Annotated in this window: 36 protein-coding genes; 33 read left to right on the top strand and 3 right to left on the bottom strand. The window is 57.3% G+C overall.

Going from position 1 to position 26158, the window contains the following annotated elements; all coding sequences use genetic code 11:
• Window positions 1–35: 35 nt before the first annotated feature.
• From rpoC to rplQ, 33 genes are all read left to right on the top strand, one after another.
• Window positions 36–4232 carry a DNA-directed RNA polymerase subunit beta' gene (rpoC, locus tag HQN78_RS15825; RefSeq protein WP_107797908.1) on the top strand — a complete coding sequence of 1399 codons (4197 nt, stop codon included), beginning with the start codon at window positions 36–38 and terminating at the stop codon, window positions 4230–4232.
• A gap of 206 nt (window positions 4233–4438) precedes the next feature.
• On the top strand, window positions 4439–4810 hold the full coding sequence (gene rpsL, locus HQN78_RS15820; protein WP_019103491.1) for a 30S ribosomal protein S12: 372 nt from the start codon (window positions 4439–4441) through the stop codon (window positions 4808–4810).
• Window positions 4811–4919: 109 nt separating this feature from the next.
• Window positions 4920–5390, top strand: a complete 471-nt coding sequence (gene rpsG, locus HQN78_RS15815) for a 30S ribosomal protein S7 (RefSeq protein WP_019103492.1) — start codon at window positions 4920–4922, stop codon at window positions 5388–5390.
• Window positions 5391–5417: 27 nt separating this feature from the next.
• Entirely contained in the window at window positions 5418–7514 is a 2097-nt protein-coding gene (fusA, locus tag HQN78_RS15810; RefSeq protein WP_107797909.1) for an elongation factor G, read from the top strand.
• A gap of 76 nt (window positions 7515–7590) precedes the next feature.
• Window positions 7591–8781: an elongation factor Tu gene (gene tuf, locus HQN78_RS15805; RefSeq protein WP_227106574.1), complete on the top strand. Its 1191-nt coding sequence runs from the start codon at window positions 7591–7593 to the stop codon at window positions 8779–8781.
• A gap of 15 nt (window positions 8782–8796) precedes the next feature.
• On the top strand, window positions 8797–9108 hold the full coding sequence (rpsJ, locus tag HQN78_RS15800; protein ID WP_011137734.1) for a 30S ribosomal protein S10: 312 nt from the start codon (window positions 8797–8799) through the stop codon (window positions 9106–9108).
• A 158-nt stretch (window positions 9109–9266) separates the two neighbouring features.
• Window positions 9267–9911 carry a 50S ribosomal protein L3 gene (rplC, locus tag HQN78_RS15795; protein WP_107797928.1) on the top strand — a complete coding sequence of 215 codons (645 nt, stop codon included), beginning with the start codon at window positions 9267–9269 and terminating at the stop codon, window positions 9909–9911.
• Entirely contained in the window at window positions 9911–10531 is a 621-nt protein-coding gene (gene rplD, locus HQN78_RS15790) for a 50S ribosomal protein L4 (RefSeq protein WP_048413700.1), read from the top strand. The genes rplC and rplD overlap by 1 nt, the downstream gene beginning before the upstream one ends.
• Window positions 10528–10836: a 50S ribosomal protein L23 gene (gene rplW, locus HQN78_RS15785; RefSeq protein WP_019100830.1), complete on the top strand. Its 309-nt coding sequence runs from the start codon at window positions 10528–10530 to the stop codon at window positions 10834–10836. Before rplD ends, rplW begins: the two co-directional genes overlap by 4 nt.
• Window positions 10837–10847: 11 nt before the next feature.
• A complete protein-coding gene (gene rplB / locus HQN78_RS15780) occupies window positions 10848–11681 on the top strand; it encodes a 50S ribosomal protein L2 (protein ID WP_231464410.1) in 834 nt (277 codons plus the stop codon).
• Between the two features lie 6 nt (window positions 11682–11687).
• Window positions 11688–11966, top strand: coding sequence for a 30S ribosomal protein S19 (gene rpsS / locus HQN78_RS15775; RefSeq protein WP_019099947.1), 279 nt, complete (start codon window positions 11688–11690; stop codon window positions 11964–11966).
• A gap of 9 nt (window positions 11967–11975) precedes the next feature.
• Window positions 11976–12305 (top strand): 50S ribosomal protein L22, encoded by a 330-nt coding sequence (gene rplV, locus HQN78_RS15770; protein ID WP_019099946.1) that lies wholly within the window; start codon window positions 11976–11978, stop codon window positions 12303–12305.
• A gap of 10 nt (window positions 12306–12315) precedes the next feature.
• Window positions 12316–13017 (top strand): 30S ribosomal protein S3, encoded by a 702-nt coding sequence (rpsC, locus tag HQN78_RS15765; RefSeq protein WP_043594108.1) that lies wholly within the window; start codon window positions 12316–12318, stop codon window positions 13015–13017.
• Entirely contained in the window at window positions 13001–13417 is a 417-nt protein-coding gene (rplP, locus tag HQN78_RS15760) for a 50S ribosomal protein L16 (protein WP_019101458.1), read from the top strand. The genes rpsC and rplP overlap by 17 nt, the downstream gene beginning before the upstream one ends.
• Window positions 13417–13605: a 50S ribosomal protein L29 gene (rpmC, locus tag HQN78_RS15755; RefSeq protein WP_011137725.1), complete on the top strand. Its 189-nt coding sequence runs from the start codon at window positions 13417–13419 to the stop codon at window positions 13603–13605. The genes rplP and rpmC overlap by 1 nt, the downstream gene beginning before the upstream one ends.
• Window position 13606: 1 nt before the next feature.
• Entirely contained in the window at window positions 13607–13870 is a 264-nt protein-coding gene (gene rpsQ, locus HQN78_RS15750; RefSeq protein ID WP_043594104.1) for a 30S ribosomal protein S17, read from the top strand.
• Window positions 13871–14073: 203 nt separating this feature from the next.
• Complete coding sequence (gene rplN, locus HQN78_RS15745; RefSeq protein WP_019104491.1) at window positions 14074–14442, top strand: 50S ribosomal protein L14; 369 nt, start codon at window positions 14074–14076, stop codon at window positions 14440–14442.
• Window positions 14443–14451: 9 nt separating this feature from the next.
• On the top strand, window positions 14452–14766 hold the full coding sequence (rplX, locus tag HQN78_RS15740; RefSeq protein ID WP_048413703.1) for a 50S ribosomal protein L24: 315 nt from the start codon (window positions 14452–14454) through the stop codon (window positions 14764–14766).
• Window positions 14767–14776: 10 nt separating this feature from the next.
• The gene (rplE, locus tag HQN78_RS15735; protein ID WP_019104493.1) at window positions 14777–15316 is read left to right on the top strand and encodes a 50S ribosomal protein L5; all 540 of its coding nucleotides are present in this window, start codon (window positions 14777–14779) and stop codon (window positions 15314–15316) included.
• A gap of 4 nt (window positions 15317–15320) precedes the next feature.
• Complete coding sequence (gene rpsN / locus HQN78_RS15730) at window positions 15321–15626, top strand: 30S ribosomal protein S14 (protein ID WP_081546296.1); 306 nt, start codon at window positions 15321–15323, stop codon at window positions 15624–15626.
• Window positions 15627–15640: 14 nt separating this feature from the next.
• Window positions 15641–16036 carry a 30S ribosomal protein S8 gene (gene rpsH / locus HQN78_RS15725; protein ID WP_019104495.1) on the top strand — a complete coding sequence of 132 codons (396 nt, stop codon included), beginning with the start codon at window positions 15641–15643 and terminating at the stop codon, window positions 16034–16036.
• A 9-nt stretch (window positions 16037–16045) separates the two neighbouring features.
• Entirely contained in the window at window positions 16046–16579 is a 534-nt protein-coding gene (gene rplF, locus HQN78_RS15720) for a 50S ribosomal protein L6 (protein ID WP_019104496.1), read from the top strand.
• Window positions 16580–16592: 13 nt separating this feature from the next.
• The gene (gene rplR / locus HQN78_RS15715) at window positions 16593–16946 is read left to right on the top strand and encodes a 50S ribosomal protein L18 (protein WP_048411919.1); all 354 of its coding nucleotides are present in this window, start codon (window positions 16593–16595) and stop codon (window positions 16944–16946) included.
• 13 nt (window positions 16947–16959) lie between these two features.
• Window positions 16960–17466, top strand: a complete 507-nt coding sequence (gene rpsE, locus HQN78_RS15710) for a 30S ribosomal protein S5 (RefSeq protein ID WP_235084826.1) — start codon at window positions 16960–16962, stop codon at window positions 17464–17466.
• A 3-nt stretch (window positions 17467–17469) separates the two neighbouring features.
• Window positions 17470–17655: a 50S ribosomal protein L30 gene (rpmD, locus tag HQN78_RS15705; protein WP_011137715.1), complete on the top strand. Its 186-nt coding sequence runs from the start codon at window positions 17470–17472 to the stop codon at window positions 17653–17655.
• Window positions 17656–17658: 3 nt separating this feature from the next.
• Window positions 17659–18090 (top strand): 50S ribosomal protein L15, encoded by a 432-nt coding sequence (rplO, locus tag HQN78_RS15700; protein WP_048413704.1) that lies wholly within the window; start codon window positions 17659–17661, stop codon window positions 18088–18090.
• 11 nt (window positions 18091–18101) lie between these two features.
• On the top strand, window positions 18102–19421 hold the full coding sequence (secY, locus tag HQN78_RS15695; RefSeq protein WP_039755684.1) for a preprotein translocase subunit SecY: 1320 nt from the start codon (window positions 18102–18104) through the stop codon (window positions 19419–19421).
• Between the two features lie 263 nt (window positions 19422–19684).
• Window positions 19685–19798: a 50S ribosomal protein L36 gene (gene rpmJ / locus HQN78_RS15690; protein ID WP_011137711.1), complete on the top strand. Its 114-nt coding sequence runs from the start codon at window positions 19685–19687 to the stop codon at window positions 19796–19798.
• A 70-nt stretch (window positions 19799–19868) separates the two neighbouring features.
• The gene (rpsM, locus tag HQN78_RS15685) at window positions 19869–20231 is read left to right on the top strand and encodes a 30S ribosomal protein S13 (protein ID WP_048411917.1); all 363 of its coding nucleotides are present in this window, start codon (window positions 19869–19871) and stop codon (window positions 20229–20231) included.
• Window positions 20232–20250: 19 nt separating this feature from the next.
• Window positions 20251–20646 carry a 30S ribosomal protein S11 gene (rpsK, locus tag HQN78_RS15680; protein ID WP_008955659.1) on the top strand — a complete coding sequence of 132 codons (396 nt, stop codon included), beginning with the start codon at window positions 20251–20253 and terminating at the stop codon, window positions 20644–20646.
• Window positions 20647–20664: 18 nt separating this feature from the next.
• Window positions 20665–21285, top strand: coding sequence for a 30S ribosomal protein S4 (rpsD, locus tag HQN78_RS15675; RefSeq protein ID WP_043594097.1), 621 nt, complete (start codon window positions 20665–20667; stop codon window positions 21283–21285).
• A 23-nt stretch (window positions 21286–21308) separates the two neighbouring features.
• On the top strand, window positions 21309–22292 hold the full coding sequence (gene rpoA, locus HQN78_RS15670) for a DNA-directed RNA polymerase subunit alpha (protein ID WP_039755788.1): 984 nt from the start codon (window positions 21309–21311) through the stop codon (window positions 22290–22292).
• Window positions 22293–22317: 25 nt separating this feature from the next.
• Complete coding sequence (gene rplQ / locus HQN78_RS15665; protein ID WP_048411916.1) at window positions 22318–22713, top strand: 50S ribosomal protein L17; 396 nt, start codon at window positions 22318–22320, stop codon at window positions 22711–22713.
• 288 nt (window positions 22714–23001) lie between these two features.
• Here the strand turns inward: rplQ and gmtX are convergent, their stop codons facing one another.
• Genes gmtX through HQN78_RS25890 form a run of 3 tightly spaced genes read right to left on the bottom strand, consistent with a single transcriptional unit; the run spans window position 23002 to window position 26119 of the window.
• Entirely contained in the window at window positions 23002–23664 is a 663-nt protein-coding gene (gene gmtX, locus HQN78_RS15660) for a gamma-mobile-trio protein GmtX (protein WP_227106578.1), read from the bottom strand.
• Window positions 23661–25865: a VPA1269 family protein gene (locus HQN78_RS15655; protein WP_255701157.1), complete on the bottom strand. Its 2205-nt coding sequence runs from the start codon at window positions 25863–25865 to the stop codon at window positions 23661–23663. Before HQN78_RS15655 ends, gmtX begins: the two co-directional genes overlap by 4 nt.
• Window positions 25763–26119: a VPA1269 family protein gene (locus HQN78_RS25890; protein ID WP_370646561.1), complete on the bottom strand. Its 357-nt coding sequence runs from the start codon at window positions 26117–26119 to the stop codon at window positions 25763–25765. The genes HQN78_RS15655 and HQN78_RS25890 overlap by 103 nt, the downstream gene beginning before the upstream one ends.
• Window positions 26120–26158 lie beyond the last annotated feature (39 nt).

Below are 26158 nucleotides of genomic sequence, written 5' to 3'. Positions count from 1 at the left end.
CAAGCCGCCGCGCCTGTCCCCTGACTGGAGACGCAATGAAAGCTCTGCTCGACCTCTTTAAGCAAGTTACGCAAGAAGAAGAGTTTGATGCGATTAAGATCGGCATCGCCTCGCCTGACAAGATCCGTTCCTGGTCTTATGGTGAAGTAAAAAAGCCTGAAACCATCAACTATCGTACCTTCAAACCGGAACGCGACGGCCTGTTCTGCGCGCGCATCTTCGGACCGGTGAAGGACTATGAGTGCTTGTGCGGCAAGTACAAGCGCCTGAAGCATCGCGGCGTGATCTGCGAGAAGTGCGGCGTGGAAGTCACCTTGTCCAAGGTGCGCCGCGAGCGCATGGGCCACATCGAGCTGGCCAGCCCGACCGCGCACATCTGGTTCCTGAAGTCGCTGCCGTCGCGTCTGGGCATGGTGCTGGACATGACGCTGCGCGACATCGAACGCGTGCTGTACTTCGAAGCGTTCGTGGTGACCGATCCGGGCATGACCCCGCTGCAATACCGTCAGCTGCTGACCGAAGAGGACTTCCTGGACAAGGAAGACCAGTACGGTGAAGAGTTCGTCGCCATGATGGGCGCCGAAGCGGTCAAGGAATTGCTGAAGAAGCTGAACCTGGACAGCGAGATCGAGACCCTGCGCGCCGAACTCAAGGCCACCAGCTCCGACACCAAGATCAAGAAGATCTCCAAGCGCCTGAAAGTGCTGGAGGCCTTCCAGCGTTCCGGCATGAAGCCGGAATGGATGATCCTGGAAGTGCTGCCGGTGCTGCCGCCGGAACTGCGTCCGCTGGTGCCGCTGGACGGCGGTCGCTTCGCGACTTCCGATCTGAACGATCTGTATCGCCGCGTGATCAACCGTAACAACCGTCTGAAGCGCCTGCTGGAACTGCGCGCGCCGGACATCATCGTGCGCAACGAGAAGCGCATGCTGCAGGAATCGGTTGACTCGCTGCTGGACAACGGCCGTCGCGGCAAGGCGATGACCGGCGCCAACAAGCGTCCGCTGAAGTCGCTGGCCGACATGATCAAGGGCAAGGGCGGTCGTTTCCGTCAGAACTTGCTGGGTAAGCGCGTGGACTACTCCGGTCGTTCCGTGATTACCGTGGGCCCGACCCTGCGTCTGCATCAGTGCGGCCTGCCTAAGAAAATGGCGCTGGAGCTGTTCAAGCCTTTCATCTTCCACAAGCTGGAAGTGATGGGTCTGGCCTCCACCATCAAGGCGGCCAAGAAGCTGGTAGAGCAGGAAGTGCCGGAAGTCTGGGACATCCTGGAAGACGTGATCCGCGAGCATCCGGTGCTGCTGAACCGCGCGCCGACGCTGCACCGCCTGGGTATCCAGGCGTTCGAGCCGGTGCTGATCGAAGGCAAGGCCATCCAACTGCACCCGCTGGTCTGCGCGGCGTTCAACGCCGACTTCGACGGTGACCAGATGGCTGTTCACGTGCCGCTGTCGCTGGAAGCGCAGATGGAAGCCCGCACTCTGATGCTGGCCACCAACAACGTGCTGTCCCCGGCCAACGGCGACCCGATCATCGTGCCGTCGCAGGATATCGTGTTGGGTCTGTACTACATGACCCGCGATAAGGTGAACGGCAAGGGCGAAGGCATGGTGTTTGCGGACACCAAGGAAGTGCATCGCGCCTACGAAACCCGTCAGGTTGAACTGGCGACGCGCATCACCGTGCGTCTGCGCGAGTGGGAAAAAGACGAGCAGGGCGAGTTCCAGCCGGTGATCAAGCGTTACGACACCACCGTGGGCCGCGCCATTCTGTCCGACATCCTGCCGAAAGGCCTGCCGTTCGAGCACATCAACAAGGCGCTGAAGAAGAAGGAAATCTCCAAGCTGATCAACGTATCGTTCCGCCGTTGCGGCATCCGCGATACCGTGATCTTCGCCGACCAGTTGATGTACACCGGTTTCGCCTACTCCACTCGCGGCGGCATCTCCATTTGCGTGGACGATATGCAGATCCCGGCCAAGAAGGTCGACCTGCTCGCCGACGCGCAGAAGGAAGTCAAAGAGATCGAAGAGCAGTACCGTCAAGGTCTGGTGACCCAGGGCGAACGCTACAACAAGGTAGTGGACATCTGGGGCCGCACCGGCGACAAGATTGCCAAGGCGATGATGGACGAGCTGTCCAAGCAGAAGGTGCTGGACCGCGAAGGCAAGGAAGTCGATCAGGAATCCTTCAACTCCATTTACATGATGGCCGACTCGGGCGCGCGGGGTTCCGCCGCTCAGATCAAGCAGCTGGCCGGCATGCGGGGTCTGATGGCCAAGCCGGACGGCTCGATTATCGAGACGCCGATTACCGCGAACTTCCGCGAAGGCCTGACCGTACTGCAGTACTTTATTTCCACTCACGGTGCGCGTAAGGGTCTGGCGGATACCGCTTTGAAGACCGCGAACTCCGGTTACCTGACGCGTCGTCTGGTCGACGTGACCCAGGACTTGGTGGTGATCGAGGACGATTGCGGCACCAGCAACGGCTTCACCATGAAGGCCGTACTGCAAGGCGGCGACGTGATCGAACCGCTGCGCGACCGCATCCTGGGCCGCGTGGCCGCGATCGACCTGGTGGATCCGTCCACCGGCGAGACCGTGATCGAAGCCGGCACGCTGCTGGACGAGCATCTGGTGGACGTGGTGGACAGCTTGGGCATCGACGAAGTGAAGGTGCGTACCGCCATCACTTGCGACACCCGCTACGGCCTGTGCGCCAAGTGCTATGGTCGCGACCTGGCGCGCGGCAAGCGCGTCAACGCCGGCGAAGCCATCGGCGTGATCGCCGCCCAGTCCATTGGCGAACCGGGCACCCAGCTGACCATGCGTACCTTCCACATCGGTGGCGCGGCGTCGCGAAACGCGGCCGCCAGCCAGGTGGAGGGCAAGTCCAACGGCACCGTGCGCTTCTCCAGTCAGATGCGCTATGTGGCGAACACCAAGGGCGAGCTGATCGTCATCACCCGCTCCGGCGAAGTGGTGATCCACGACGATATGGGCCGTGAGCGCGAGCGTCACAAAGTGCCGTACGGCGCGACCCTGATGGTCACCGACGGTCTGGTGATCAAGGCGGGCGCCGTGTTGGCCACTTGGGACCCGCACACCCGTCCGATCATCACCGAGTACGCTGGCCGCGTGAAGTTCGAAAACGTGGAAGAGGGCAACACCGTAGCCAAGCAGACCGACGAAGTGACGGGTCTGTCGACGCTGGTGGTGATCGATCCGAAGCGCCGCGCCGGTTCGCAGTCCAAGATGCTGCGTCCTCTGGTGAAGCTGCTGGACGACAACGGCAACGAAGTGAAGCTGGCCGGTTCCGAAGCCTCGGTATCGATCACCTTCCAGGTGGGCGCCATTATCACGGTGCGCGACGGTCAGGAAGTGGGCAAGGGCGAAGTGCTGGCCCGCATCCCGCAAGAATCGTCCAAGACCCGCGATATTACCGGTGGTCTGCCGCGTGTGGCCGAGCTGTTCGAAGCGCGTTCGCCGAAAGACGCCGGCATGCTGGCGGAAGTGACCGGTACGATCTCCTTCGGCAAGGACACCAAGGGCAAGCAGCGCCTGATCATCACCGATCTGGAGGGCAACGGTTACGAAAACCTGATCCCGAAAGACAAGCACGTGCTGGTGCACGACGGTCAGGTGGTGAACCGCGGCGAATCCATCGTCGACGGTCCGGTGGATCCGCACGACATTCTGCGTCTGCAGGGTATCGAGGCCTTGGCCCGCTACATCGTTCAAGAGGTGCAGGAGGTGTATCGTCTGCAGGGCGTGAAGATCAACGACAAGCACATCGAGGTGATCATTCGCCAGATGCTGCGTCGCGTGATCATCTCCGACAGCGGCGACACCGAGTTCATCCAGGGCGAGCAGGTGGAACGCGCCGACGCGCTGGAAATGAACGACAAGATGCTGGCGGAAGGCCGTGAGCCTGCGCAGTACGAAAACGTGCTGCTGGGTATCACCAAGGCGTCCTTGTCCACCGACTCCTTCATCTCCGCGGCTTCCTTCCAGGAAACCACCCGCGTGCTGACCGAAGCGGCGATCATGGGCAAGAAGGACGACTTGCGCGGCCTGAAGGAAAACGTGATCGTCGGTCGTCTGATCCCGGCGGGTACCGGCCTGGCTTACCACCGCACCCGTCGCGGTTCGACGCAGCATACGCTGGAAGCGGCCGAAGCTCAGTTCTTCGACATCGCCCCGGCCGACGCGCTCGACAGCAACGAATAACGCTTAGTCGCCCTGGCCGGAAGGGGCGGAATTGCCCGCCTCGGAAGGCCCTGACGCAAAGTGTTGAAAAAACGCTGCCCTATCAACGGTTAAGGTGATGGGGCGGCGTTGTTTTCATTGACGGTAGGACGTTGACTAAAATATAATCCTCCGTCCTTTCTGGCGGCGTGTTGCCGCTGGAGAGCTTCAACTAGGAACTGATAGTAATGCCAACCATTAACCAACTCGTTCGCAAAGGCCGCGTCGCCATCAAGGCGAAGAGCAAGGTGCCTGCGCTGGAAGCCTGCCCGCAGAAGCGTGGCGTGTGCACCCGTGTCTACACCACCACTCCGAAGAAGCCGAACTCGGCTCTGCGTAAAGTGTGCAAGGTTCGTCTGACCAACGGTTTCGAAGTGATTTCCTACATTGGTGGTGAAGGCCACAACCTGCAGGAACACTCCGTAGTGCTGCTCCGCGGCGGTCGTGTAAAAGACTTGCCGGGTGTTCGCTACCACACCGTTCGCGGCTCCCTCGACACCGCAGGTGTTAAAGACCGTAAACAGGCTCGTTCCAAGTACGGCGCCAAGCGTCCCAAGTAATTGGGTTGCACTCAAGGCGGCCTGATCAACACTCAGGGTCGTCTAGTAAGTGACTGCTCCATTGGGTAGTCATGAGCCAAAGCTCAACTGAATAATCTAAGGAAGTAACATGCCACGTCGCAGAGAAGTCCCCAAGCGCGAAATCCTGCCGGATCCGAAGTTCGGTTCCCAGGACCTGTCCAAGTTCATGAACGTAGTCATGATCGATGGCAAGAAATCCGTTGCAGAACGCATCATCTACGGTGCTCTGGAACAGATCGAAAAGAAATCCGGCAAGAATGCCCTGGAAGTATTCAACACCGCTCTGGCCAACGCCAAGCCGGTTGTTGAAGTAAAAAGCCGCCGTGTAGGCGGTGCCAACTATCAAGTTCCTGTTGAAGTACGTCCGTCGCGTCGTATGGCTCTGGCCATGCGTTGGCTGCGCGACGCTGCGCGCAAGCGCGGCGAAAAGTCCATGGACCTGCGCCTGGCTGGTGAGTTGCTCGACGCGGCCGAAGGCCGTGGCGGCGCGATGAAGAAGCGTGACGAAGTGCACCGTATGGCAGAAGCCAACAAGGCCTTCTCGCACTTCCGCTTCTAAGCAGACCCACTATTTAAGGTGTAGATCGTGGCAAGGAAAACCCCCATTGAGCGTTACCGTAACATCGGTATCTCCGCTCACATTGACGCCGGTAAGACGACCACTACCGAGCGTATTCTGTTTTACACCGGTGTGAACCACAAGCTGGGCGAGGTTCATGACGGCGCTGCCACCACCGACTGGATGGAGCAGGAGCAGGAGCGTGGCATTACCATCACCTCCGCTGCTGTGACCACCTTCTGGAAAGGTATGGGGATGCAGTTCCCCGAGCACCGCTTCAACATCATCGACACCCCGGGACACGTGGACTTTACCATTGAGGTAGAGCGTTCCATGCGTGTACTGGACGGCGCGGTGATGGTGTACTGCGCGGTGGGCGGCGTTCAGCCCCAGTCTGAAACCGTATGGCGTCAGGCTAACAAGTACAAAGTTCCGCGTATCGCCTTCGTGAACAAGATGGACCGTCAAGGCGCCAACTTCTTCCGTGCGGTTGAACAGGTGAAGACTCGCCTGCGCGGCAACCCGGTGCCCATCGTTGTGCCTATCGGCGCTGAAGATGGTTTCACCGGCGTGGTCGATCTGTTGAAGATGAAGGCCATCATCTGGGATGAAGCGTCCCAGGGCATGAAATTCGAATACGGCGACATTCCGGCCGATCTGGTTTCCGTGGCCGAAGAATGGCGCGAAAAAATGGTCGAAGCCGCTGCCGAAGTCAGCGACGAGATGATGGACAAGTACTTGGGCGGCGAAACGCTGACCGAGGAAGAAATCATCGCCGGCCTGCGCGAGCGTACCCTGCGTTGCGAAATTCAGCCGATGCTGTGCGGCTCCGCGTTCAAGAACAAGGGTGTTCAGCGCATGCTGGACGCCGTGATTGAACTGCTGCCGGCGCCGATCGACATTCCGGCCATCGCGGGTGAAACCGACGGCAAGCCGGCCGAGCGTCACGCTTCCGACGACGAGCCGTTCTCGGCTCTGGCGTTCAAGCTGATGAACGACCCGTACGTTGGTCAGCTGACCTTCTTCCGCGTCTACTCCGGTGTGGTGAAGTCCGGTGATACCGTGCTGAACTCCATCAAGGGCAAGAAAGAGCGTATCGGCCGTATCGTGCAGATGATGGCGAACGACCGTATCGAGCTGGAAGAAGTGCGTGCCGGCGACATCGCCGCCGCCATCGGCCTGAAAGAAGTGACCACCGGCGAAACCCTGTGCGATCTGAACGCCGAAATCATCCTGGAGCGCATGGAGTTCCCGGAGCCGGTGATTCACGTTGCCGTTGAGCCGAAGACCAAGGCCGACCAGGAGAAGATGGGCGTTGCCCTGAACCGCCTGGCCAAGGAAGACCCGTCGTTCCGCGTGCGTACCGACGAAGAATCCGGCCAGACCATTATTTCCGGTATGGGCGAACTGCACCTGGAAATTCTGGTTGACCGCATGCGGCGTGAATTTGGCGTTGAAGCCAACGTTGGCGCTCCGCAAGTGGCTTACCGCGAAACCATTACCAAAGTCGTTACCGACGTTGACGGCAAGCACGTCAAGCAGTCCGGTGGTAAGGGTCAGTACGGCCACGCAGTCATTACCCTGGAGCCGTCCGGCGAGGGCAATGGCTACAAGTTTGTCGACGAGATCAAGGGTGGCGTGATTCCGCGTGAATTCATTCCGTCCGTGGACAAGGGTATTCAGAACACCCTGTCCAGCGGTATTCTCGCCGGCTTCCCGGTGGTTGACGTTACCGTGCGTCTGACCTTCGGTTCCTACCACGACGTCGACTCCTCGCAGATCGCGTTCGAACTGGCGGGCTCCCTGGCATTCAAAGAAGCCATGCGCCGCGCCGGTCCGTGCATCCTCGAGCCGATGATGGCGGTGGAAGTGGAAACTCCGGAAGAGTACATGGGCGATGTGATGGGCGACTTGAACCGTCGTCGCGGCATCGTTCAGGGTATGGACGACGATGGTTTGGGTGGCAAGAAGATCAAGGCCGAAGTACCGCTGGCCGAGATGTTCGGTTACTCCACCGACCTGCGTTCCGCTACCCAGGGTCGTGCGACTTACTCCATGGAGTTCAAGCACTACTCCGAAGCTCCGAAGCATGTTGCCGACGCCGTAATGGCCGCTCGCAAGTAATGCGCGCTGAGGCTGGCCGGGCCGAAAGGTCCGGTCAGTCCCGATCTAATGTTCTTTAATTAAGGATTTTTGCAAAATGGCAAAAGAAAAGTTTGAGCGGACCAAACCGCACGTAAACGTAGGCACCATCGGTCACGTGGACCATGGTAAAACCACTCTGACCGCTGCTATCACCACCATTCTGTCCAAGAAGTTCGGCGGCGAAGCCAAAGACTACTCCCAGATCGACAGCGCGCCGGAAGAGAAGGCTCGTGGTATTACCATTAATACCGCTCACGTAGAATACGAAACCGAGTCCCGTCACTACGCTCACGTAGACTGCCCGGGTCACGCCGACTACGTTAAGAACATGATTACCGGTGCTGCCCAGATGGACGGCGCTATCCTGGTGTGCTCGGCCGCTGACGGTCCGATGCCGCAAACCCGCGAACACATCCTGCTGTCCCGTCAGGTTGGCGTTCCGTACATCATCGTGTTCCTGAACAAGGCCGACCTGGTGGACGACGCTGAGCTGCTGGAACTGGTTGAAATGGAAGTTCGCGATCTGCTGTCTTCCTACGACTTCCCGGGCGACGATACCCCGGTGGTGATCGGCTCCGCTCGTCTGGCGCTGGAAGGCGACCAGTCCGAATACGGCGAACCGGCCATCTTCAAGCTGGCTGCTGCTCTGGATTCCTACATCCCGACTCCGGAACGCGCCATCGACAAGCCGTTCCTGCTGCCGATCGAAGACGTGTTCTCGATCTCCGGCCGCGGCACCGTGGTAACCGGTCGCGTAGAGCGCGGCATTGTTAAAGTCGGCGAAGAACTGGAAATCGTGGGCCTGAAGGCTACCGCGAAGACCACTTGCACTGGCGTGGAAATGTTCCGCAAGCTGCTGGACCAAGGTCAAGCCGGCGACAACGTGGGCGTGCTGCTGCGCGGCACCAAGCGTGAAGACGTTGAGCGTGGTCAGGTGTTGGCTAAGCCGGGTTCCATCACCCCGCACACCAAGTTCCAGGCTTCGGTATACGTACTGAGCAAAGACGAAGGTGGCCGTCACACCCCGTTCTTCGCGAACTACCGTCCGCAGTTCTACTTCCGCACCACCGACGTAACGGGCGCCGTTACCCTGTCGGAAGGCGTGGAAATGGTAATGCCGGGCGACAACGTGGAGATCACTGTTGAGCTGATCGCTCCGATCGCCATGGAAGATGGTCTGCGTTTCGCCATCCGCGAAGGCGGTCGTACCGTCGGCGCCGGCGTTGTTGCCAAGATCATCGCTTAAGGATCGGAGAATCTAATGTCTAGCCAGAAAATCCGCATCCGCCTGAAAGCTTTCGATTACAACCTGATCGATCGCTCCGCTCAGGAAATCGTTGAAACCGCCAAGCGCACCGGCGCCGTTGTTAAGGGCCCGGTTCCGCTGCCGACCAAAATCGAGCGTTTCAACGTTCTGCGTTCCCCGCACGTGAACAAGACTTCCCGCGACCAGCTGGAAATCCGCACTCACCTGCGTCTGATGGACATCGTGGATCCGACCGACAAGACCGTCGACGCTCTGATGAAGCTCGACCTGCCGGCCGGTGTTGATGTGGAAATCAAGCTGCAGTAATCGCTTAAGTTCAAGGGTTTGCGAGCTAAGTTCTTGCGATTCTTGAATTTTCTGTGATACATTAGCGGACTCGCCATTTTGGCGAGTCCGTTTTTGTTTTTTCTGTCGTGTTTTTTATGCCGGTCAATCGTAATCGGCGCCTGAAAAAGGAAATAAACATGAGTTTAGGTCTTGTCGGTCGCAAAGTCGGCATGACCCGCATTTTTGCCGAAGATGGCGCAACCATCCCGGTAACTGTGCTGGACATGTCCGCTAACCGCGTCACGCAAATCAAAACTGCTGAAACCGACGGCTACAATGCCGTGCAGGTTACCTATGGCTCCAAAAAGGCCAGCCGTGTTGTTAAGGCTGCCGCGGGCCACTTCGCCAAGGCTGGCGTTGAAGCAGGTCTGGGTCTGGTCGAGTTTCCGCTGACCGCCTCCGATCTGTCCAACTTCAAGCCGGGCGATGCCATCGCTGTTGAGATCTTCACCGTTGGTCAACTGGTTGATGTAACCGGCACCTCCAAAGGTAAAGGCTTCTCCGGCGTGATCAAGCGTCACAACTTCTCTTCCAACCGTGCTTCCCATGGTAACTCGCGTTCGCATAACACGCCGGGTTCCATCGGTCAGGCGCAAGATCCGGGCCGCGTTTTCCCGGGTAAGCGCATGGCGGGCCAATACGGTAACGTCAAGAGCACCGTGCAGTGCCTGGAAATCGTTCGTGTCGATGCCGAGCGTCAACTGATTCTGGTTAAAGGTGCTGTTCCTGGCGCCAAGAACGGTGACGTAGTCGTTCGTCCTAGCGTGAAGGCAGGTGCGTGATGGAATTGAATGTAATCAATACCCAAGGCAAGGCTGTTGGCAGCCTGCAAGTGTCCGACTCTTTGTTCGGCCGCGAGTACAACGAAGCCCTGGTGCACCAGGTTGTTACCGCATTCCTGGCGAATGCTCGTAGCGCCAACCGCGCCCAGCTGACCCGTGCTGAAGTGAAGCACTCGACCAAGAAGCCTTTCCGTCAGAAAGGTACTGGTAACGCTCGTGCCGGTATGACTTCCACCCCGAACCGTCGTGGTGGTGGCCGTGCCTTCCCGAACAAGCCGGACGAGAACTTCACCCAGAAAGTTAACCGCAAGATGTTCCGTGCAGGCATGGCCGCGATTCTGTCGCAGCTGGTTCGCGACGAACGCCTGATCGTGGTTGACGAACTGAACGTTGAAAGCCCGAAGACCAAAGAATTCGTTGGCGCCGTTCAGCCCATGGGCCTGGAGCAGGCTTTGTTCATCACTAGCGAGCTGAGCGAAAACCTCTATCTCTCTTCGCGTAACCTGACTAACGTGCTGGTTATCGAAGCGGTTCAAGCTGACCCGTACAGCCTGTTGCGCTTCAAGAAGACCGTGATCACTCGCGATGCTGTGAAGCAACTTGAGGAGCAGTGGGCATGAACCAAGAACGTCTGTTGCAAGTAATTCTTGCTCCCATCGTTTCCGAAAAGAGCACCATGATTGCTGAGAAGAACCAGCAAATGGCGTTCCGCGTTGCTAAAGATGCGACCAAGCCGGAAATCAAGGCTGCTGTTGAAATGCTGTTCAATGTAAAAGTTGAAGGTGTTTCCACTGTCAATGTCAAGGGCAAGGTTAAGCGCTTTGGCCGTTCCATCGGTCGTCGCAGTGACTGGAAAAAGGCCTACGTTAGCCTGGTGGAAGGTCAAGAAATTGATCTGACCGCTACCCCGGCCGCAGCGGAGTAAGGAGATAGAGCATGCCTATCGTTAAGGTAAAACCGACTTCCGCGGGCCGCCGTGCCGTTGTCAAGGTAGTAAACCCTGACCTGCACAAAGGTGCTCCGCACGCCGCCCTGTTGGAAAAGAAATCTTCCACCGGTGGCCGTAATCACAATGGTCACATCACCACGCGTCATCGTGGCGGTGGCCATAAGAAGCACTACCGCATCATCGACTTCCGTCGCAACAAGGATGGCATCCCGGCTAAAGTGGAACGCATCGAATACGATCCGAACCGCACCGCCCACATCGCCCTCCTGTGCTACGCCGATGGCGAGCGTCGCTACATCATCGCCCCGCGCGGTGTGAAGGCCGGCGCCGAGCTGTTGTCCGGCGCGGAAGCTCCGATCAAGGCCGGTAACGCTCTGCCGATCCGCAACATCCCGGTGGGTACCACTATCCACTGCGTGGAAATGCAGCCTGGCAAGGGCGCCCAGATGGTTCGTTCCGCTGGTGCATCCGCAATGCTGCTGGCTCGCGAAGGCGCTTACGCTCAACTGCGTCTGCGCTCGGGCGAAATCCGCCTGGTGCATGTTGATTGCCGTGCAACTATTGGTGAAGTGGGTAACGAAGAGCACTCCCTGCGCAAGCTGGGTAAAGCTGGTGCTACCCGCTGGCGTGGTATCCGTCCGACCGTACGTGGCGTTGCCATGAACCCGGTTGACCACCCGCATGGTGGTGGTGAAGGCCGCACTGGTGAAGGCCGTGTGCCGGTTAGCCCGTGGGGTACTCCGACTAAGGGCTTCCGTACCCGCCGCAACAAGCGTACCGACAATATGATCGTACGCCGTCGCTATTCCAAAAAAGGGTAATTGACAATGGCACGTTCGCAGAAAAAAGGCCCGTTCGTTGATCTGCATCTGCTGAAAAAAGTAGATGCGGTGCGGGCAACCAGCGACAAGCGTCCGATCAAGACTTGGTCGCGTCGTTCGACCATCCTGCCGGATTTCATTGGTCTGACCATCGCTGTGCACAACGGTCGCACCCATGTGCCTGTTTATGTTTCCGAAAACATGGTCGGCCATAAACTGGGCGAATTCTCGCTGACTCGTACCTTCAAAGGCCACGCGGCCGATAAGAAGGCGAAGAAGAGATAAGGTGAAGCGATGAGAGTATCTGCAAATCTGAAAAGCGTTCGCCTGTCGGCACAAAAATGCCGCCTGGTGGCCGATCTGATCCGCGGCAAGTCCGTTGATCAGGCTCTGAATATCTTGGCCTTCTCCCCGAAGAAGGGCGCGGTAATCATCAAGAAAGTGCTGGAATCTGCCATCGCTAACGCCGAGCACAACGAAGGCGCCGACATTGACACCCTGCGTGTTACCGGCATCTTTGTTGACAAAGGCGCTAGTCTGAAGCGTTTCACTGCCCGTGCTAAGGGTCGTGGCAATCGCATCGAAAAGCAGACCTGCCACATCTCGTTGACCGTTGGCAATTAAGGGGTAAGAAATGGGTCAGAAGATTCATCCGACGGGATTCCGTCTTGCCGTTAACAAAAACTGGTCTTCCAAGTGGTTCGCGAATTCGCAGAACTTCCCGGAAATGCTGAAGCAGGATATCGAAGTTCGCGAATTCCTGAAAAAGCGTCTGGGTCACGCTTCGGTTGGCCGTGTGACCATCGAGCGCCCGGCTAAGTCCGCCCGCATCACCATCCACAGTGCCCGCCCGGGTGTTGTGATCGGTAAAAAAGGCGAAGACATCGAGCTGCTCAAGCAAGAACTGCAAAAGCGCCTGGGCGTTCCTGTGCATGTGAACATCGAAGAAGTTCGCAAGCCGGAACTGGACGCTCAAATCATCGCCGACGGCATCGCTTCCCAGCTGGAGAAGCGCGTGATGTTCCGTCGCGCCATGAAACGCGCTATGCAAAACGCAATGCGCATGGGCGCTCAAGGCATCAAGATCATGAGCTCCGGCCGTCTGAACGGTATCGACATCGCTCGTAGCGAATGGTACCGCGAAGGCCGCGTGCCGCTGCATACCCTGCGCGCAGACGTAGACTACGCAACCTCCGAAGCCAAGACCACCTACGGGATCATCGGCATCAAGGTATGGGTATACAAGGGCGAGCTCAAGCCGGGTCAAGTTCAGCCGGCTCCGGTAGCGACCGAGAAGAAATCGAGAAAGGGTGCTCGAAATGCTGCAGCCAACTAGACTCAAGTACCGTAAACAGCATAAAGGCCGCAACACGGGTATCGCTACTCGTGGCAACAAAGTGAGCTTTGGTGATTTCGGTCTGAAGGCGGTTGGTCGTGGTCGTCTGACCGCGCGCCAGATCGAAGCTGCGCGTCGCGCGATGACCCGTCACATCAAACGTGGCGGCCGCATCTGGATCCGCATCTTCCCGGACAAGCCGATCACCTCCAAGCCTGCTGAAGTTCGTATGGGCGGGGGTAAAGGCTCTCCGGAGTACTACGTGGCCGAAATCCAGCCTGGCAAGATGCTGTATGAAATGGATGGTGTTTCCGAGGAACTCGCTCGTGAAGCTTTCCGTCTGGCCGCAGCCAAGTTGCCGATCGCCACTGTGTTTGTAACTAGACAGGTAGGTCAGTAATGAAAGCGTCCGAACTGAAAGCCAAAACTGTTGACGAGCTGAAGGCGGAACTGCTTAGCCTCTTGAAGGCCCAGTTTGCTCTGCGTATGCAGCACGCCACTCAGCAACTCGCCAAGACCTCTGAACTGAAGAAAGTACGTCGCGACATCGCTCGCGTGCGCACCGTTCTGAAAGAAAAGGCAGTTTAAGATGAGCGAAACCAAAGTGGTACGTACGCTGACCGGTACCGTAGTCAGCGACAAGATGGATAAGACCGTGACCGTACTGGTCGAGCGCAAAGTAAAGCACCCGATCTACGGCAAAATTATCCGTCGTTCTAAGAAGTTCCACGCGCACGACGAGAACAACGAGTTCAAGGCCGGCGATATCGTTGTTATCAGCGAGTCCCGTCCGCTCTCGAAGACCAAGACGTGGGTGGTAACTGCCCTGGTAGAGAAATCCCGCCAGGTGTAAAGACTTGCAGGGGGCGAAAGCTCCCTGTATAATGGCCATCTTCCTACTCCTATCGAGTAGGAGTTCCGCCCTTACGGGGTCCAAAACTGGCCGTTGGATACGCCACAGTTTCTGTGGCGTTTCGTCTGTTTGGTCTTGCTCTTATGCGAGAAACCGGCAGGTGAGAGTGACGGATAAAGTTGGATTAGAAAGGTAATCATCACATGATCCAAATGCAGACCATGCTTGAGGTCGCTGACAATACAGGTGCGCGTCACGTTATGTGCATCAAGGTATTGGGCGGTTCCAAGCGTCGCTATGCAAGCGTAGGCGACATCATCAAGGTGACCATCAAGGATGCTGCTCCGCGCGGACGCGTCAAAAAAGGCGACGTTTACAACGCGGTTGTGGTTCGCACTGCCAAAGGCGTGCGTCGTCCGGATGGCTCGTTGATCAAGTTCGACGGCAATGCCGCCGTCCTGCTCAACAACAAGCTTGAGCCTATCGGCACTCGTATCTTCGGGCCTGTTACGCGTGAACTGCGTACCGAGCGCTTCATGAAGATCGTTTCGCTGGCTCCTGAAGTACTGTAAGGAGATCGCATGCGCAAAATTCGCAAGGGTGATGAAGTCGTAGTAATCACCGGCAAAGACAAAGGTAAGCGCGGCACCGTTCTGCGCGTTCTGGACGAGAAACTGGTTGTTGAAGGCGTGAATGTCGCCAAGAAACACCAGAAGCCGAATCCGGTGCGTGGCGTGGCCGGCGGCATCGTTGAAAAGACCATGCCTGTTGACGCATCGAACGTCGCCATTTTCAATCCGGCAAGCCAAAAGGCTGACCGCGTAGGCTTCAAGGTTCTTGAAGACGGCCGCAAGGTACGCGTGTTCAAGTCCAACGGCGAAGTCATTGGCGCGTAAGGAACAAAACATGGCACGTCTCTACGATTTCTACAAAGACACCGTAGTGCCTGAACTGATGAAACAGTTCGGCTACAAGTCGATCATGCAAGTCCCGCGCATTGAGAAGATCACTGTGAACATGGGTGTGGGCGAAGCTGTTGCCGATAAAAAGGTAATGGATTTCGCCGTGGGCGACCTGGAAAAGATCGCCGGCCAGAAGCCGGTTGTCACCACCGCTCGCAAATCCATCGCAGGCTTCAAGATTCGCGATCACTACCCGGTAGGTTGCAAGGTAACTCTGCGTCGCGAACGCATGTACGAGTTCCTGGACCGCCTGGTGACGATCGCGCTGCCGCGCGTTCGCGACTTCCGTGGTGTTTCCGCCAAGTCTTTCGACGGCCGCGGCAACTACAACATGGGCGTTAAAGAACAGATCATCTTCCCGGAAATCGAGTACGACAAGATCGATGCTCTGCGTGGTATGAACATTACTGTTACCACCACCGCGAAGACTGACGAAGAGGCCCGCGCTTTGCTGGCCGCGTTCAAGTTCCCGTTCAAGGGTTAAGCACATGGCAAAACTTGCACTGATTCAGCGCGAAGAGAAGCGTGTCAAGCTGGCTGCAAAATTTGCTGCCAAGCGCGAAGCCCTTATCGCGACTATCAACAATCAAAGCCTCTCGGAAGAAGAGCGCTTTGCAGCTCGCCTGCAACTGCAGCAGCTGCCGCGCAATGCTTCCCCGGTTCGCCAGCGTCGTCGCTGCGCCATCACCGGTCGTCCGCGTGGCGTATTCCGCAAATTCGGTCTGGGTCGTAACAAACTCCGTGAAATCGCTCTGAAGGGCGAGATTCCGGGGGTTGTGAAGGCCAGCTGGTAATAGGAGACACATAAATGAGCATGCACGATCCTATTTCCGATATGTTGACCCGCATCCGCAACGGCCAAATGGCTTCCAAGGTGGCAGTTTCCATGCCGTCTTCCAAGCTGAAAATTGCGCTGGCGCAGGTGTTGAAAGAAGAAGGCTACATCGAAGACTTCGCCGTTGCCGGCGAAGAGAAGAAGCCTGTTCTCGATATCCAGCTCAAGTACTATGCTGGCCGTCCGGTGATTGAGCGCATTGACCGCGTCTCCCGCCCTGGCCTGCGTGTGTACAAGGGCTCCACCGAAATCCCGAAAGTCATGAATGGCTTGGGCGTGGCTATCCTGTCCACCTCCAAAGGCGTTATGACTGATCGCAAAGCGCGCGCGGCCGGCATCGGCGGCGAGTTGCTGTGCGTCGTGGCTTAAGGGGGTCAAATGTCTCGCGTAGCTAAGAATCCCGTAGTCATCCCGGCTGGCGTCGAAGTGAAGTTCGGCGCTGCAGAAGTGACTGTTAAGGGCGCCCTGGGCTCCCTGAGCACCGCTCTGTGCGAAGAGGTAGATGTCAAGCTGGACAACGGCCAACTGACATTCGCCGCCAAGAACGACAGCAAATTCGCTCGTGCCATGTCCGGCACCCTGCGCGCGCTGCTGAACAATATGGTGACCGGCGTGTCCAAAGGCTTCGAGAAGAAGCTGCAGCTGGTAGGCGTGGGCTATCGTGCCCAGGCTCAAGGCGACACCCTGAACCTGTCTCTGGGTTTCTCCCACCCGGTGGCTCATCAAATGCCTGAAGGCGTTAAAGCTGAGACCCCGAGTCAGACCGAGATCCTGATCAAAGGCGCTGACAAACAGCGCGTTGGCCAGGTGGCTGCCGAAATCCGCGCTTACCGCGCTCCTGAGCCGTACAAAGGCAAGGGCGTTCGTTACGCTGATGAGGTTGTGGTTCTGAAAGAAACCAAGAAGAAGTAACTGAGGCACTGATATGGACAAGAAACAAGCTCGACTCCGCCGCGCACGTAAAACCCGTGCCCGGATCGCGGAGCTCAAGATGGTGCGTCTCACTGTGTATCGCACCAATAGCCACATTTATGCCCAGATCGTTGATGAGACCGGCAGCAAAGTACTGGCCAGCGCTTCTTCGCTGGAAGCCGACGTGCGCGCTGATCTCAAAAATGGCGGCAACGTGGCAACTGCAGCCGTGATCGGCAAGCGCATTGCTGAAAAAGCAAAAGCTGCTGGCATCGAGAAAGTTGCTTTCGACCGCTCTGGTTTCAAATACCACGGTCGTATGAAAGCGCTGGCTGACGCCGCTCGCGAACACGGTCTCGTATTCTAATTCGGAGTGAAGAATGGCTAAACACGAAACGGAAGATCGTGGCGACGGTCTGGTCGAGAAAATGATCAGCGTCAACCGCGTCACCAAAGTGGTTAAAGGCGGCCGTATCATGGCTTTCTCCGCCTTGACCGTGGTTGGTGATGGCGATGGCGGAATCGGCATGGGTAAGGGCCGTTCCAAGGAAGTTCCGGTTGCCGTACAAAAGGCAATGGAACAAGCTCGCCACAACATGGTTAAGGTTCCGTTGAAAAACGGCACTTTCCACCACACTGTGGTTGGCAAGCACGGCGCTACTACTGTATTCATCCAGCCCGCTAAAGAAGGTACCGGTGTAAAAGCCGGCGGCCCGATGCGCGCTATCTTTGATGCTATGGGTGTTCATAACGTCTCGGCGAAAATTCATGGTTCCACCAACCCGTACAACGTGGTGCGTGCAACTCTGGATGGTCTGAGCAACATCAACACCCCGGCGCAAATCGCCTCCAAGCGTGGCCTGAGCGTCGAGGACATCCTGGGGTGAGCCATGAGTAACGCCAAGACTGTAAAGGTCACTCTGGTAAAGAGCCTGATCGGTCGCCTGGAGTCTCACAAGGCTTGCGCCCGTGGTCTGGGTCTGAAGAAGATTCGCCAGACTGTTGAAGTGCTCGATACCCCTGAAAACCGTGGCATGATCAACAAGATCAGCTACTTGTTGAAATTCGAGGGCTAAGCGATGCTGCTGAACACTGTACAGCCGGGTGCCGGCGCCAAGCATGCCAAGCGCCGTGTAGGCCGTGGCATCGGCAGCGGCCTGGGCAAGACTTGTGGCCGCGGTCACAAAGGTCAGAAGAGCCGTGCAGGTGGTTTCCACAAGGTTGGTTTCGAAGGCGGTCAAATGCCGCTGCAACGTCGTCTGCCGAAGCGCGGCTTCAAGTCGCTGAACGCAGGCAAGGTTGCCGAGATTCGCCTGTCCGAACTGAACCTGCTGCCGGTTGATGAAATCGACCTGCTCTCTCTCAAGCAAGCTGGTCTGGCTTCCATCCAGGTGACTTCCGCCAAGGTGGTGCTGTCCGGCAAGATTGAGCGCGCAGTAAAACTGCGCGGCGTTGGCGTAACTGCCGGCGCTCGCGCCGCCATCGAAGCTGCCGGCGGCAGCGTAGAATAAGGCAATAATCTGTGGCGAATACTTCTCTAGTGGCAAATGCCAATAAGTTTGGTGATCTCAAGCGTCGAATCTGGTTCCTGATTGGTGCCCTGATCGTTTATCGCATCGGTGCCCACATTCCGGTTCCGGGTATCAACCCTGCCGAGCTAGCGAAGTTGTTCCACTCATCGCAGACGGGCCTGCTCGACATGTTCAACATGTTCTCGGGCGGCGCCCTCTCGAGGTTTACGGTGTTTGCCATCGGCATCATGCCGTACATCTCCGCCTCCATCATTCTTCAGCTTGCCTCCGAGGTTCTTCCGAGCCTCAAGCAGCTGAAGAAGGAGGGCGATGCGGGACGTCGTAAGATAACCCAGTACACACGTTACGCCACCGTTTTGCTCGCGACTTTCCAAAGTTTCGGCATTGCGGTGATGCTGTACAAGCAGCCTAACCTGGTGGTGACTCCGCAGTGGGAGTTCTACCTGACGACAGTCGTATCGCTGGTAACCGGCACCATGTTCCTCATGTGGCTGGGCGAGCAGATCACCGAGCGCGGAATTGGCAACGGTATTTCGTTGATCATTTGCGCGGGTATCGCCGCAGGCGTTCCGGCTGCGATCGGCAAGACCTTGACTCTGACCAGTCAGGGTTCTTTGCCCATCCTGTTTGCCGTCGTGTTGTTTGTCGGAGTGATCGTAGTGACTTATGTGGTGGTGTACGCCGAGCGCGGCCAACGCAAAGTCCTGGTGAACTACGCCAAGCGGCAGGTAGGCAATCGCGTCATGCAGGGCCAGAGCACGCATCTGCCGCTCAAGCTCAACATGGCGGGGGTGATTCCGCCGATTTTCGCGTCCAGCATCATCCTGTTCCCGGCCACCGTTCTCGGTTGGTTCGGCCAGGGCGAGCACATGGGCTGGTTGAAGGGCATTGCAGACAAACTGCATCCCGGTCAGCCGATCTACGTGCTGCTGTATGCGGCGGCCATCGTCTTCTTCTGCTATTTCTACACGGCGTTGGTATTCAACCCGAAGGAAACGGCTGACAACTTGAAGAAGAGCGGTGCTTTCATCCCGGGTATTCGTCCAGGTGAGCAGACTTCCCGATACATCGAGAAGATCATTCTGCGGCTGACGCTGATTGGTGCGATCTACATCACACTGGTCTGCTTGCTGCCGGAATTCCTGATCTTGAAGTGGAACGTACCGTTCTACTTCGGCGGCACCTCGCTGCTGATCATCGTGGTGGTTACCATGGATTTCATGGCGCAGGTACAGTCTTACGTGCTGTCGCATCAGTACGAGAGCTTGCTGAAGAAGGCCAACTTCAAAGGCAACGCGCTCACGCGCTGACAACTTGAGCTCACGCTGGGTTATTGGCTAAGGAAGACACCATCCAGATGCAGTGCGAAATTCCGAAGTTCGCTTCGGAGTTTTGCTTGTGAATGGACACGTGGTAACCGGGCACTTCAGACGGGATGCGATTGCGAAGGCATTCGCATCCAATCTGACGGCGGTTTGGGGCGAGGGGAATCCCCCCGCGGTCCTGCCTGTCCCGGATAGTGTTCCGTGCGAAATAACGCACTTGCTCTTTTAGAGGATTGAAAGGAACTGACATGCGAGTACAGCCTTCGGTAAAGAAGATTTGCCGCAACTGCAAAATCATTCGTCGCAATCGCGTAGTTCGCGTGATTTGCACGGATCCGCGTCACAAGCAAAAACAAGGCTAACATTTGTTAGACCTGGATTTGCGTGTTACAATCGCAAACTTTTCAAGGTCTTAAGGCTTAAGGAAAGAGTATGGCCCGTATTGCAGGGGTAAACATCCCCAATCATGCGCATGCCGTTATCGGCCTGCAGGCAATTTTTGGCATCGGTCAGACTCGCGCCCAGCAGATTTGTGCTGCTGCCAGCGTGAACCCTTCCACGAAAGTGAAGGATCTGACGGACGCCGAGATGGAAACTCTGCGTGACGAAGTCGCCAAGTTCACCGTTGAAGGTGATCTGCGCCGCGAAGTCACCATGAGCATCAAGCGTCTGATGGACATGGGCTGCTATCGCGGCTTCCGCCATCGTCGTGGCCTGCCGTGCCGCGGTCAGCGCACTCGCACTAACGCTCGTACCCGCAAGGGACCGCGTAAGGCGATCGCCGGCAAGAAGTAATCAATAGGAACAACAGATAATGGCTAAAGCAAACACAGCAGTTCGTGTACGCAAGAAAGTGCGCAAGTCTGTTAGCGAAGGTATCGTGCACGTGCACGCTTCGTTCAACAACACCATCATCACGATCACCGACCGTCAAGGCAATGCATTGTCTTGGGCTACCTCTGGCGGCGCTGGTTTCAAGGGCTCGCGCAAGAGTACACCCTTTGCTGCTCAAGTAGCAGCAGAGCACGCTGGTAAAGTTGCCCAAGAATACGGTGTGAAGAACCTCGAAGTTCGTATCAAGGGCCCGGGTCCGGGTCGTGAATCCGCTGTTCGCGCACTCAACGCGCTGGGTTTCAAGATCACCAGCATCTCCGACGTGACGCCGGTACCGCACAACGGTTGCCGTCCGCCCAAAAAACGTCGTATCTAATTCGGAGAGTGTGAGAACATGGCACGTTATATCGGCCCTAAGTGCAAACTCGCTCGTCGTGAAGGCACCGACCTTTTCCTGAAGAGCGCACGTCGTGCACTGGATTCCAAGTGCAAACTGGATAGCCCTCCGGGCCAGCATGGCGCTCGTAAGAGCCGCCTGTCTGACTACGGTGTGCAACTGCGTGAAAAGCAGAAAATCCGTCGTATTTACGGTGTACTCGAGCGTCAGTTCCGCAATTACTTTGCGGAAGCTGTGCGTCGCAAAGGCTCCACGGGTGAAAACCTGCTGAAGCTGCTCGAGGCCCGCCTGGACAACGTTGTATATCGCATGGGCTTTGGCTCCACTCGCGCCGAAGCGCGCCAGCTGGTTAGCCACAAGGCTATCGTTGTGAACGGCCAGGTTGTGAACATTCCGTCCTACCAGGTTAAAGCCGGTGACGTAGTGTCCGTCCGTGAAAAAGCCAAGAAACAGGCCCGTATCGTAGAAGGTCTGGCTCTGGCCGAGCAGGGTGGTTTCCCGTCTTGGGTCCTGGTTGACTCCAAGAAAATGGAAGGCACTTTCAAATCCGCTCCGGAACGTTCCGAACTGTCTAGCGATATCAACGAACAACTCGTTGTGGAATTCTACTCCAAGTAATCGCTAGCTCTTAGGGAATGACTATGCAAAACAGCGCTTCGGAATTTCTGAAACCTCGTCTTATCGACGTTCAGCCGGTTTCCGCCACTCACGCTCGTGTGTCGATGGAGCCGTTCGAGCGCGGCTACGCTCATACTCTGGGTAACTCGCTGCGCCGGATTCTGCTGTCGTCGATGCCGGGCTATGCTCCGACCGAAGTGACTATCGCTGGCGTTTTGCATGAGTATTCCGCACTTGATGGCGTGCGCGAGGATGTCGTTGACATCCTCCTCAACCTCAAGGGCGTAGTGCTTAAGCTGCATGGTCGTGACAGTGTCGTTCTGTCCTTGAAAAAGGACGGCGAAGGCGCTGTCTTGGCTGGCGATATCGAACTGCCGCACGATGTGGAAGTGATCAATCCGGACCACGTGATTTGTCACATCTCCTCTGGCGGTAAGATCGACATGGAGATCAAGATCGAAAAAGGCCGCGGCTATCAGCCGGTGTCGGTTCGATCCAATCATGAAGACAACCGTTCCATCGGTACCATTCAACTGGACGCTTCCTTCTCGCCGGTTCGCCGCGTGAGCTTTGCTGTGGAAAGCGCCCGTGTTGAGCAGCGTACCGACCTTGACCGCCTGGTGCTCGATATCGAGACCAACGGCGTAATCGAGCCGGAACAGGCAGTGCGCAACGCTGCCCGTATTCTGATGGATCAACTGTCGATCTTTGCCGATCTCCAAGGCACAGCGGTTGAAGAAGTCGTTGAAAAGGCGCCGCCGATCGATCCGATCCTGCTGCGTCCGGTAGACGATCTTGAACTGACGGTTCGTTCGGCCAACTGCCTGAAAGCTGAGAACATTTATTACATCGGCGATCTGATCCAGCGTACTGAAACCGAGCTTCTGAAGACTCCGAACCTCGGCCGCAAGTCGCTGAACGAGATCAAGGAAGTTCTCGCTTCCAAAGGCCTGACTCTCGGGATGAAACTCGAGAACTGGCCGCCTGCTGGCCTCGAAAAGCCGTAAGGTTTGAGATAAAAGGACATTAACAATGCGTCATCGTTACAGTAATCGTAAACTGAACCGCACGACCAGCCATCGTCTGGCGATGCTGCGTAACATGGCCAACTCGCTGCTGAAGCACGAAGTGATCGTGACCACGCTGCCGAAAGCCAAGGAACTGCGTCGTGTGGCCGAGCCGTTGATCACGCTCGGCAAAAAGCCGTCTCTCGCCAACCGTCGTCTGGCGTTTGACCGCACTCGTGACCGCGATATCGTGGTTAAACTCTTCGACGTGCTCGGCCCGCGCTTCTCCGCCCGCAACGGCGGCTATGTGCGTATCCTGAAGTACGGTTTCCGCAAGGGCGACAACGCCCCGATGGCTCTGGTAGAGCTGGTGGACCGTCCGGAAGATGCCGTAGCGGTTGAAGACAACTCCGCCGAGTAATCGACGAAGTTGAGGAAAAAGCCAGGCGCAAGCCTGGCTTTTTTCATTGCCGTAAAAGAAAAGACCCGCCATTGGAACTTATACCCTAACGGTACATAGTTCGTGAGTAGGTAGCTATGAAAGCTTTTTAGTAAAGCCTTCTCTGCATCAAAGTCTTGCGATGTAGAAATACATCATAATGCATAGTAACTTCCAAGCGCCGGCGGTAACGTCGGCGCTTTTCGTATTATGCGACTTGTATCTCTGGGGGGGGCAGATTCCATACTCGTCGTGAGGGCGCAGCCGGTGTCATTCGCCCAGCACCTTGCGGATTCCCCGGGCAAAGCCCACCTCAAAAACCGTCCGCCCACGTTCGTTGACGATTTCGCCGTGGCTGCCTTCGCGCAGGCCGCGCTCTTCCAGATAGTCGGTCGATACTGCCTTCTGTAAGGCTTCACGCTCTGATGGAGTCAGCTGTGCTGCCAGCTCTAGCACGGCCACTGGAGACACGCTGGGGACAGTCGAGAAAGTTGCTCCCAGTGGACGACGGTCGACGGTCACTTGCGTGTTGCCCCTTAGGACATTGAGTTGCGCCTTGAGCTTATCCCGTTCGACGATAATAGCCTGCATGATGGAGCGAATGGCTGGGTCCTCAATTCGCATCAGGTATTCGTGGCTCGCCAGCGTCTTTGGAGGCTTAGACGCGGGCGGCCCGGCGTAGGCCACCCAGGCTTCGATAAGCGCCCGGTAGTCGGCGGACTGGGCATTGTAGAGCGCTCGACCTTTCAGGATGCCTTCTGCTTCAGCCAAGCGACCGATGGTAGGCAGCGAGAAGTCACGGGAGCCGGTGGCATGCTGCTTGCGACACAGTTCGTGCATCTTCGTCAAGTTCGCCCGTTTATTGGAGCGCCCGCCCTTGGCGAGTAGCGACTCAAGTACTGCGTCCGGGTGGATGTCTGTCACACCATTCATGCATCATCTCCCGTGAGGGCCTGGTGCCCGATGGGAAACGCTTGGGCGCGATTTGTCGTGGCCAGCAGTGAGGAAAGGTCCATGTCGAAGTGCTGGCTAAGGCTTACGCCGGCATCCATTAGGCGGATCACATCCCGTTGGCCAAGTGCTGGATTCGCTGGGTTCATCTGCTGGGCGAGGCGGCGCATGAAGGCGTTGCCTACGAGCAGTTGTTCCTGTTCGTTCAACAGCATGAACATGGGAGGCCGGTTCTCACGGTAAAGGACCGCATCGAGCAGTTGGCTGCGGCGGAACACCGCCTTGCCCGGTTCCAGGTCGGGGTAGACCTCGACGTTTTCGCATACACTGGCGAGCTGGAGCAATTCCGACTCCGTTTCCTCGAAGGCGACATGCACGTCGCACACCGTGCCGGTGGCCACCAACGGGGTACCTTTTCCCTGCGGTGCGTCGAGCGCCGCCTTGCAGCGTTCGATGAGACGCCAGCAGGCTACGAGGTCCTCCGCGAAGTCGCTGAAGTGCTTCATGGCGCCCTCCCACACCCGTTCGGCCTTCTGGTAAGCATCCATCCGGGCGAACGGCCTGCCCGCATCCTCTGCATCAGCTTTCTGTTTCTTCAAGCCCTGAAGCTCATTTTCGCGAGTGAGACAGGCATTGCGCGCTTCGTCGAAGTGGTAGGCAAGTGTGTTGAAGTGGGCGGCCAACGCCGGCAGGTAGTGCGGCTCGGTCACAAACCAGCGACAACGCACGCAGTTCCGACTTCCGCCCGGAACGGGCCCGTACTTCGGATTCATTGACGAAGAACCCTTGGCAATCATCGACCCACCGTTATAGCAGCCGCCCACCGCACCGTTCTCTTCGACCTCACTGGTATTGCCGCCGACTAGGCACAGGCCGTGGTGCATCGGCATCCAGCCCGCCGGATTGCGTGCGGCCGGATGCTGCGGAATAGCGGCGGCGAGGCTGGGTACGCTGTTGCAGATGGTCTTTTGCAAGAGTTCGTTATGCTCGGTGTCGAGCAGGAAGTGCTGGATGCTCGCCTCCTTGTTCATCTCCAGCCGCTCCGCCGCGCGGAGCAGCACGTCGCGGATGTGCGTTGCGCCAGGTTTGATGTAATACAAGGTCATTAACAGGCGACTGTGGCCAACGAGTTTCTGGAGGACAGGGAAAGGCACTTGCCCTTCCAGGGCCAGCGCGGTGATGAGGGAGACGCGCAGGCTGTGCAGCGGGAAGAGCGTTGTTAGCCTTCTGTTCTGATCTTCCTCTGGTGGGAGGAATCGAATCGGCATGCCGTTGCGATGAGTTTCACCTCGGTCGGCGAGTCGCTTCTCTAGTGCTTCCAACAGAGGAAACCACGTTGCGAATAAAGTATGTATCCTCAGGGGAAGCTGACGCTCGCTCTCGGCTGCCTCGGGCAAGCGGAAGAGGAAGCAAGTGTCAGGATAGCCTGCGAGTTGCATCTCGCTCTTTCCATTGAGGTGACGGCCGTCCAGATCCCTCCAAGAGGAACGCTGCGAGATGGGGTTATATTTCTCCTGCCAGTTACGCAGCTTTTCCAGCCAGTAGAAGACATCCTGCTGCACCGGCCCACCAAAGGACCACGGTAATACGTAACCCTTCTCGGGACCGGACTTGGCGATATCAGCGGTCTTGTTGGTATTGATGTAGAGTACGGTCGATATGGACTCGCCATCGGTGAGTAAGCTGCGGCGGCGGAACACCCCCTGTTGCAGCGGTCTCCGTTCATTGCCATGCGCGAGCCGGCTCGAATTCAACGTCCAACTCCCTGCCGCGTAGCGCCAGGTATCCGCTTCGCCCGAGTCCAGCATACGGACCTGGAAGGTGCGCAATGGTAAGATGAGTTTCACAAGCAGGGCTACCCAGCGGACCGGACTCCACATTTCCAGGCGGGTAGTGCCATTTTTCATTGTACGCTCACGCCACACGCAGTCCGGGTCACTCCGGTCAATCTCGGTTTCGGATACCTCAAACCAATCAGGACCGCTTCGCCCACGCTGGCCAATTTCAGCGCCCAGTCCACTCTGCGCCCACTGCCAGTCACGAAAGTGAGGTCCTGCCGCGAGCATCTGTCGCAGTTCGTCTATGTAGCCGTAGGGTAGTGGCGAATGGACACTCTCGTCGCGCTTCGGTAGGCCACTCTTGGACATCCTTGGCACCGGGTTATGGAATACCGGCGAGACCACAGGGGGCTGAAGTCATCTGCTTCGCTGAACTCGCTCAGTAGCACAAAGTGCAGAAAGGTATGGATGTAATTATTGTATTCGATGCCGCTGCCAGAGTCTGGGCAGGCTGTTCGGTAAAAATCGGGCAGGACCGTATCACGTGCGAGGAACACTGCAGGGGCGAGCGGCAGCTTCTGCTGGATAAGGTAGCGTACAAAGAAGACTGCCAAGGCTTCCAGCCGCCCGTGAACACGCTTGGTCTCCCCTTTAACCACTCTACCGCCAGGATTCGCCAAGAATCGAGCTGTGGATAG

The sequence above is a fragment of the Chromobacterium sp. Beijing genome (assembly GCF_021496765.1).
Lineage (GTDB): Bacteria > Pseudomonadota > Gammaproteobacteria > Burkholderiales > Chromobacteriaceae > Chromobacterium.
The sequence above is the reverse complement of the archived record's forward strand: the minus strand, read 5'-3'. Positions and strand labels throughout refer to the sequence as shown.

What these genes read in the sequence shown, in the direction of transcription:
- rpsM (WP_048411917.1), top strand. Translation starts at nt 19,869, where the DNA reads ATGGCCCGTATTGCAGGGGTAAACATCCCCAATCATGCGCATGCCGTT.
- rpsD (WP_043594097.1), top strand. Translation starts at nt 20,665, where the DNA reads ATGGCACGTTATATCGGCCCTAAGTGCAAACTCGCTCGTCGTGAAGGC.
- rpsK (WP_008955659.1), top strand. Translation starts at nt 20,251, where the DNA reads ATGGCTAAAGCAAACACAGCAGTTCGTGTACGCAAGAAAGTGCGCAAG.
- rpsS (WP_019099947.1), top strand. Translation starts at nt 11,688, where the DNA reads ATGGCACGTTCGCAGAAAAAAGGCCCGTTCGTTGATCTGCATCTGCTG.
- rpsC (WP_043594108.1), top strand. Translation starts at nt 12,316, where the DNA reads ATGGGTCAGAAGATTCATCCGACGGGATTCCGTCTTGCCGTTAACAAA.
- rpsQ (WP_043594104.1), top strand. Translation starts at nt 13,607, where the DNA reads ATGAGCGAAACCAAAGTGGTACGTACGCTGACCGGTACCGTAGTCAGC.
- rplB (WP_231464410.1), top strand. Translation starts at nt 10,848, where the DNA reads ATGCCTATCGTTAAGGTAAAACCGACTTCCGCGGGCCGCCGTGCCGTT.
- rpmC (WP_011137725.1), top strand. Translation starts at nt 13,417, where the DNA reads ATGAAAGCGTCCGAACTGAAAGCCAAAACTGTTGACGAGCTGAAGGCG.
- gmtX (WP_227106578.1), bottom strand. Translation starts at nt 23,664, where the DNA reads ATGAATGGTGTGACAGACATCCACCCGGACGCAGTACTTGAGTCGCTA.
- rpsE (WP_235084826.1), top strand. Translation starts at nt 16,960, where the DNA reads ATGGCTAAACACGAAACGGAAGATCGTGGCGACGGTCTGGTCGAGAAA.
- rplV (WP_019099946.1), top strand. Translation starts at nt 11,976, where the DNA reads ATGAGAGTATCTGCAAATCTGAAAAGCGTTCGCCTGTCGGCACAAAAA.
- rpsH (WP_019104495.1), top strand. Translation starts at nt 15,641, where the DNA reads ATGAGCATGCACGATCCTATTTCCGATATGTTGACCCGCATCCGCAAC.
- rplP (WP_019101458.1), top strand. Translation starts at nt 13,001, where the DNA reads ATGCTGCAGCCAACTAGACTCAAGTACCGTAAACAGCATAAAGGCCGC.
- rplW (WP_019100830.1), top strand. Translation starts at nt 10,528, where the DNA reads ATGAACCAAGAACGTCTGTTGCAAGTAATTCTTGCTCCCATCGTTTCC.
- rpmD (WP_011137715.1), top strand. Translation starts at nt 17,470, where the DNA reads ATGAGTAACGCCAAGACTGTAAAGGTCACTCTGGTAAAGAGCCTGATC.
- rpoC (WP_107797908.1), top strand. Translation starts at nt 36, where the DNA reads ATGAAAGCTCTGCTCGACCTCTTTAAGCAAGTTACGCAAGAAGAAGAG.
- rpsG (WP_019103492.1), top strand. Translation starts at nt 4,920, where the DNA reads ATGCCACGTCGCAGAGAAGTCCCCAAGCGCGAAATCCTGCCGGATCCG.
- rpsN (WP_081546296.1), top strand. Translation starts at nt 15,321, where the DNA reads ATGGCAAAACTTGCACTGATTCAGCGCGAAGAGAAGCGTGTCAAGCTG.
- rplO (WP_048413704.1), top strand. Translation starts at nt 17,659, where the DNA reads ATGCTGCTGAACACTGTACAGCCGGGTGCCGGCGCCAAGCATGCCAAG.
- rplX (WP_048413703.1), top strand. Translation starts at nt 14,452, where the DNA reads ATGCGCAAAATTCGCAAGGGTGATGAAGTCGTAGTAATCACCGGCAAA.
- rplE (WP_019104493.1), top strand. Translation starts at nt 14,777, where the DNA reads ATGGCACGTCTCTACGATTTCTACAAAGACACCGTAGTGCCTGAACTG.
- rpsL (WP_019103491.1), top strand. Translation starts at nt 4,439, where the DNA reads ATGCCAACCATTAACCAACTCGTTCGCAAAGGCCGCGTCGCCATCAAG.
- rpsJ (WP_011137734.1), top strand. Translation starts at nt 8,797, where the DNA reads ATGTCTAGCCAGAAAATCCGCATCCGCCTGAAAGCTTTCGATTACAAC.
- rplC (WP_107797928.1), top strand. Translation starts at nt 9,267, where the DNA reads ATGAGTTTAGGTCTTGTCGGTCGCAAAGTCGGCATGACCCGCATTTTT.
- rplQ (WP_048411916.1), top strand. Translation starts at nt 22,318, where the DNA reads ATGCGTCATCGTTACAGTAATCGTAAACTGAACCGCACGACCAGCCAT.
- rplN (WP_019104491.1), top strand. Translation starts at nt 14,074, where the DNA reads ATGATCCAAATGCAGACCATGCTTGAGGTCGCTGACAATACAGGTGCG.
- rplD (WP_048413700.1), top strand. Translation starts at nt 9,911, where the DNA reads ATGGAATTGAATGTAATCAATACCCAAGGCAAGGCTGTTGGCAGCCTG.
- rpoA (WP_039755788.1), top strand. Translation starts at nt 21,309, where the DNA reads ATGCAAAACAGCGCTTCGGAATTTCTGAAACCTCGTCTTATCGACGTT.
- rpmJ (WP_011137711.1), top strand. Translation starts at nt 19,685, where the DNA reads ATGCGAGTACAGCCTTCGGTAAAGAAGATTTGCCGCAACTGCAAAATC.
- rplR (WP_048411919.1), top strand. Translation starts at nt 16,593, where the DNA reads ATGGACAAGAAACAAGCTCGACTCCGCCGCGCACGTAAAACCCGTGCC.
- tuf (WP_227106574.1), top strand. Translation starts at nt 7,591, where the DNA reads ATGGCAAAAGAAAAGTTTGAGCGGACCAAACCGCACGTAAACGTAGGC.
- rplF (WP_019104496.1), top strand. Translation starts at nt 16,046, where the DNA reads ATGTCTCGCGTAGCTAAGAATCCCGTAGTCATCCCGGCTGGCGTCGAA.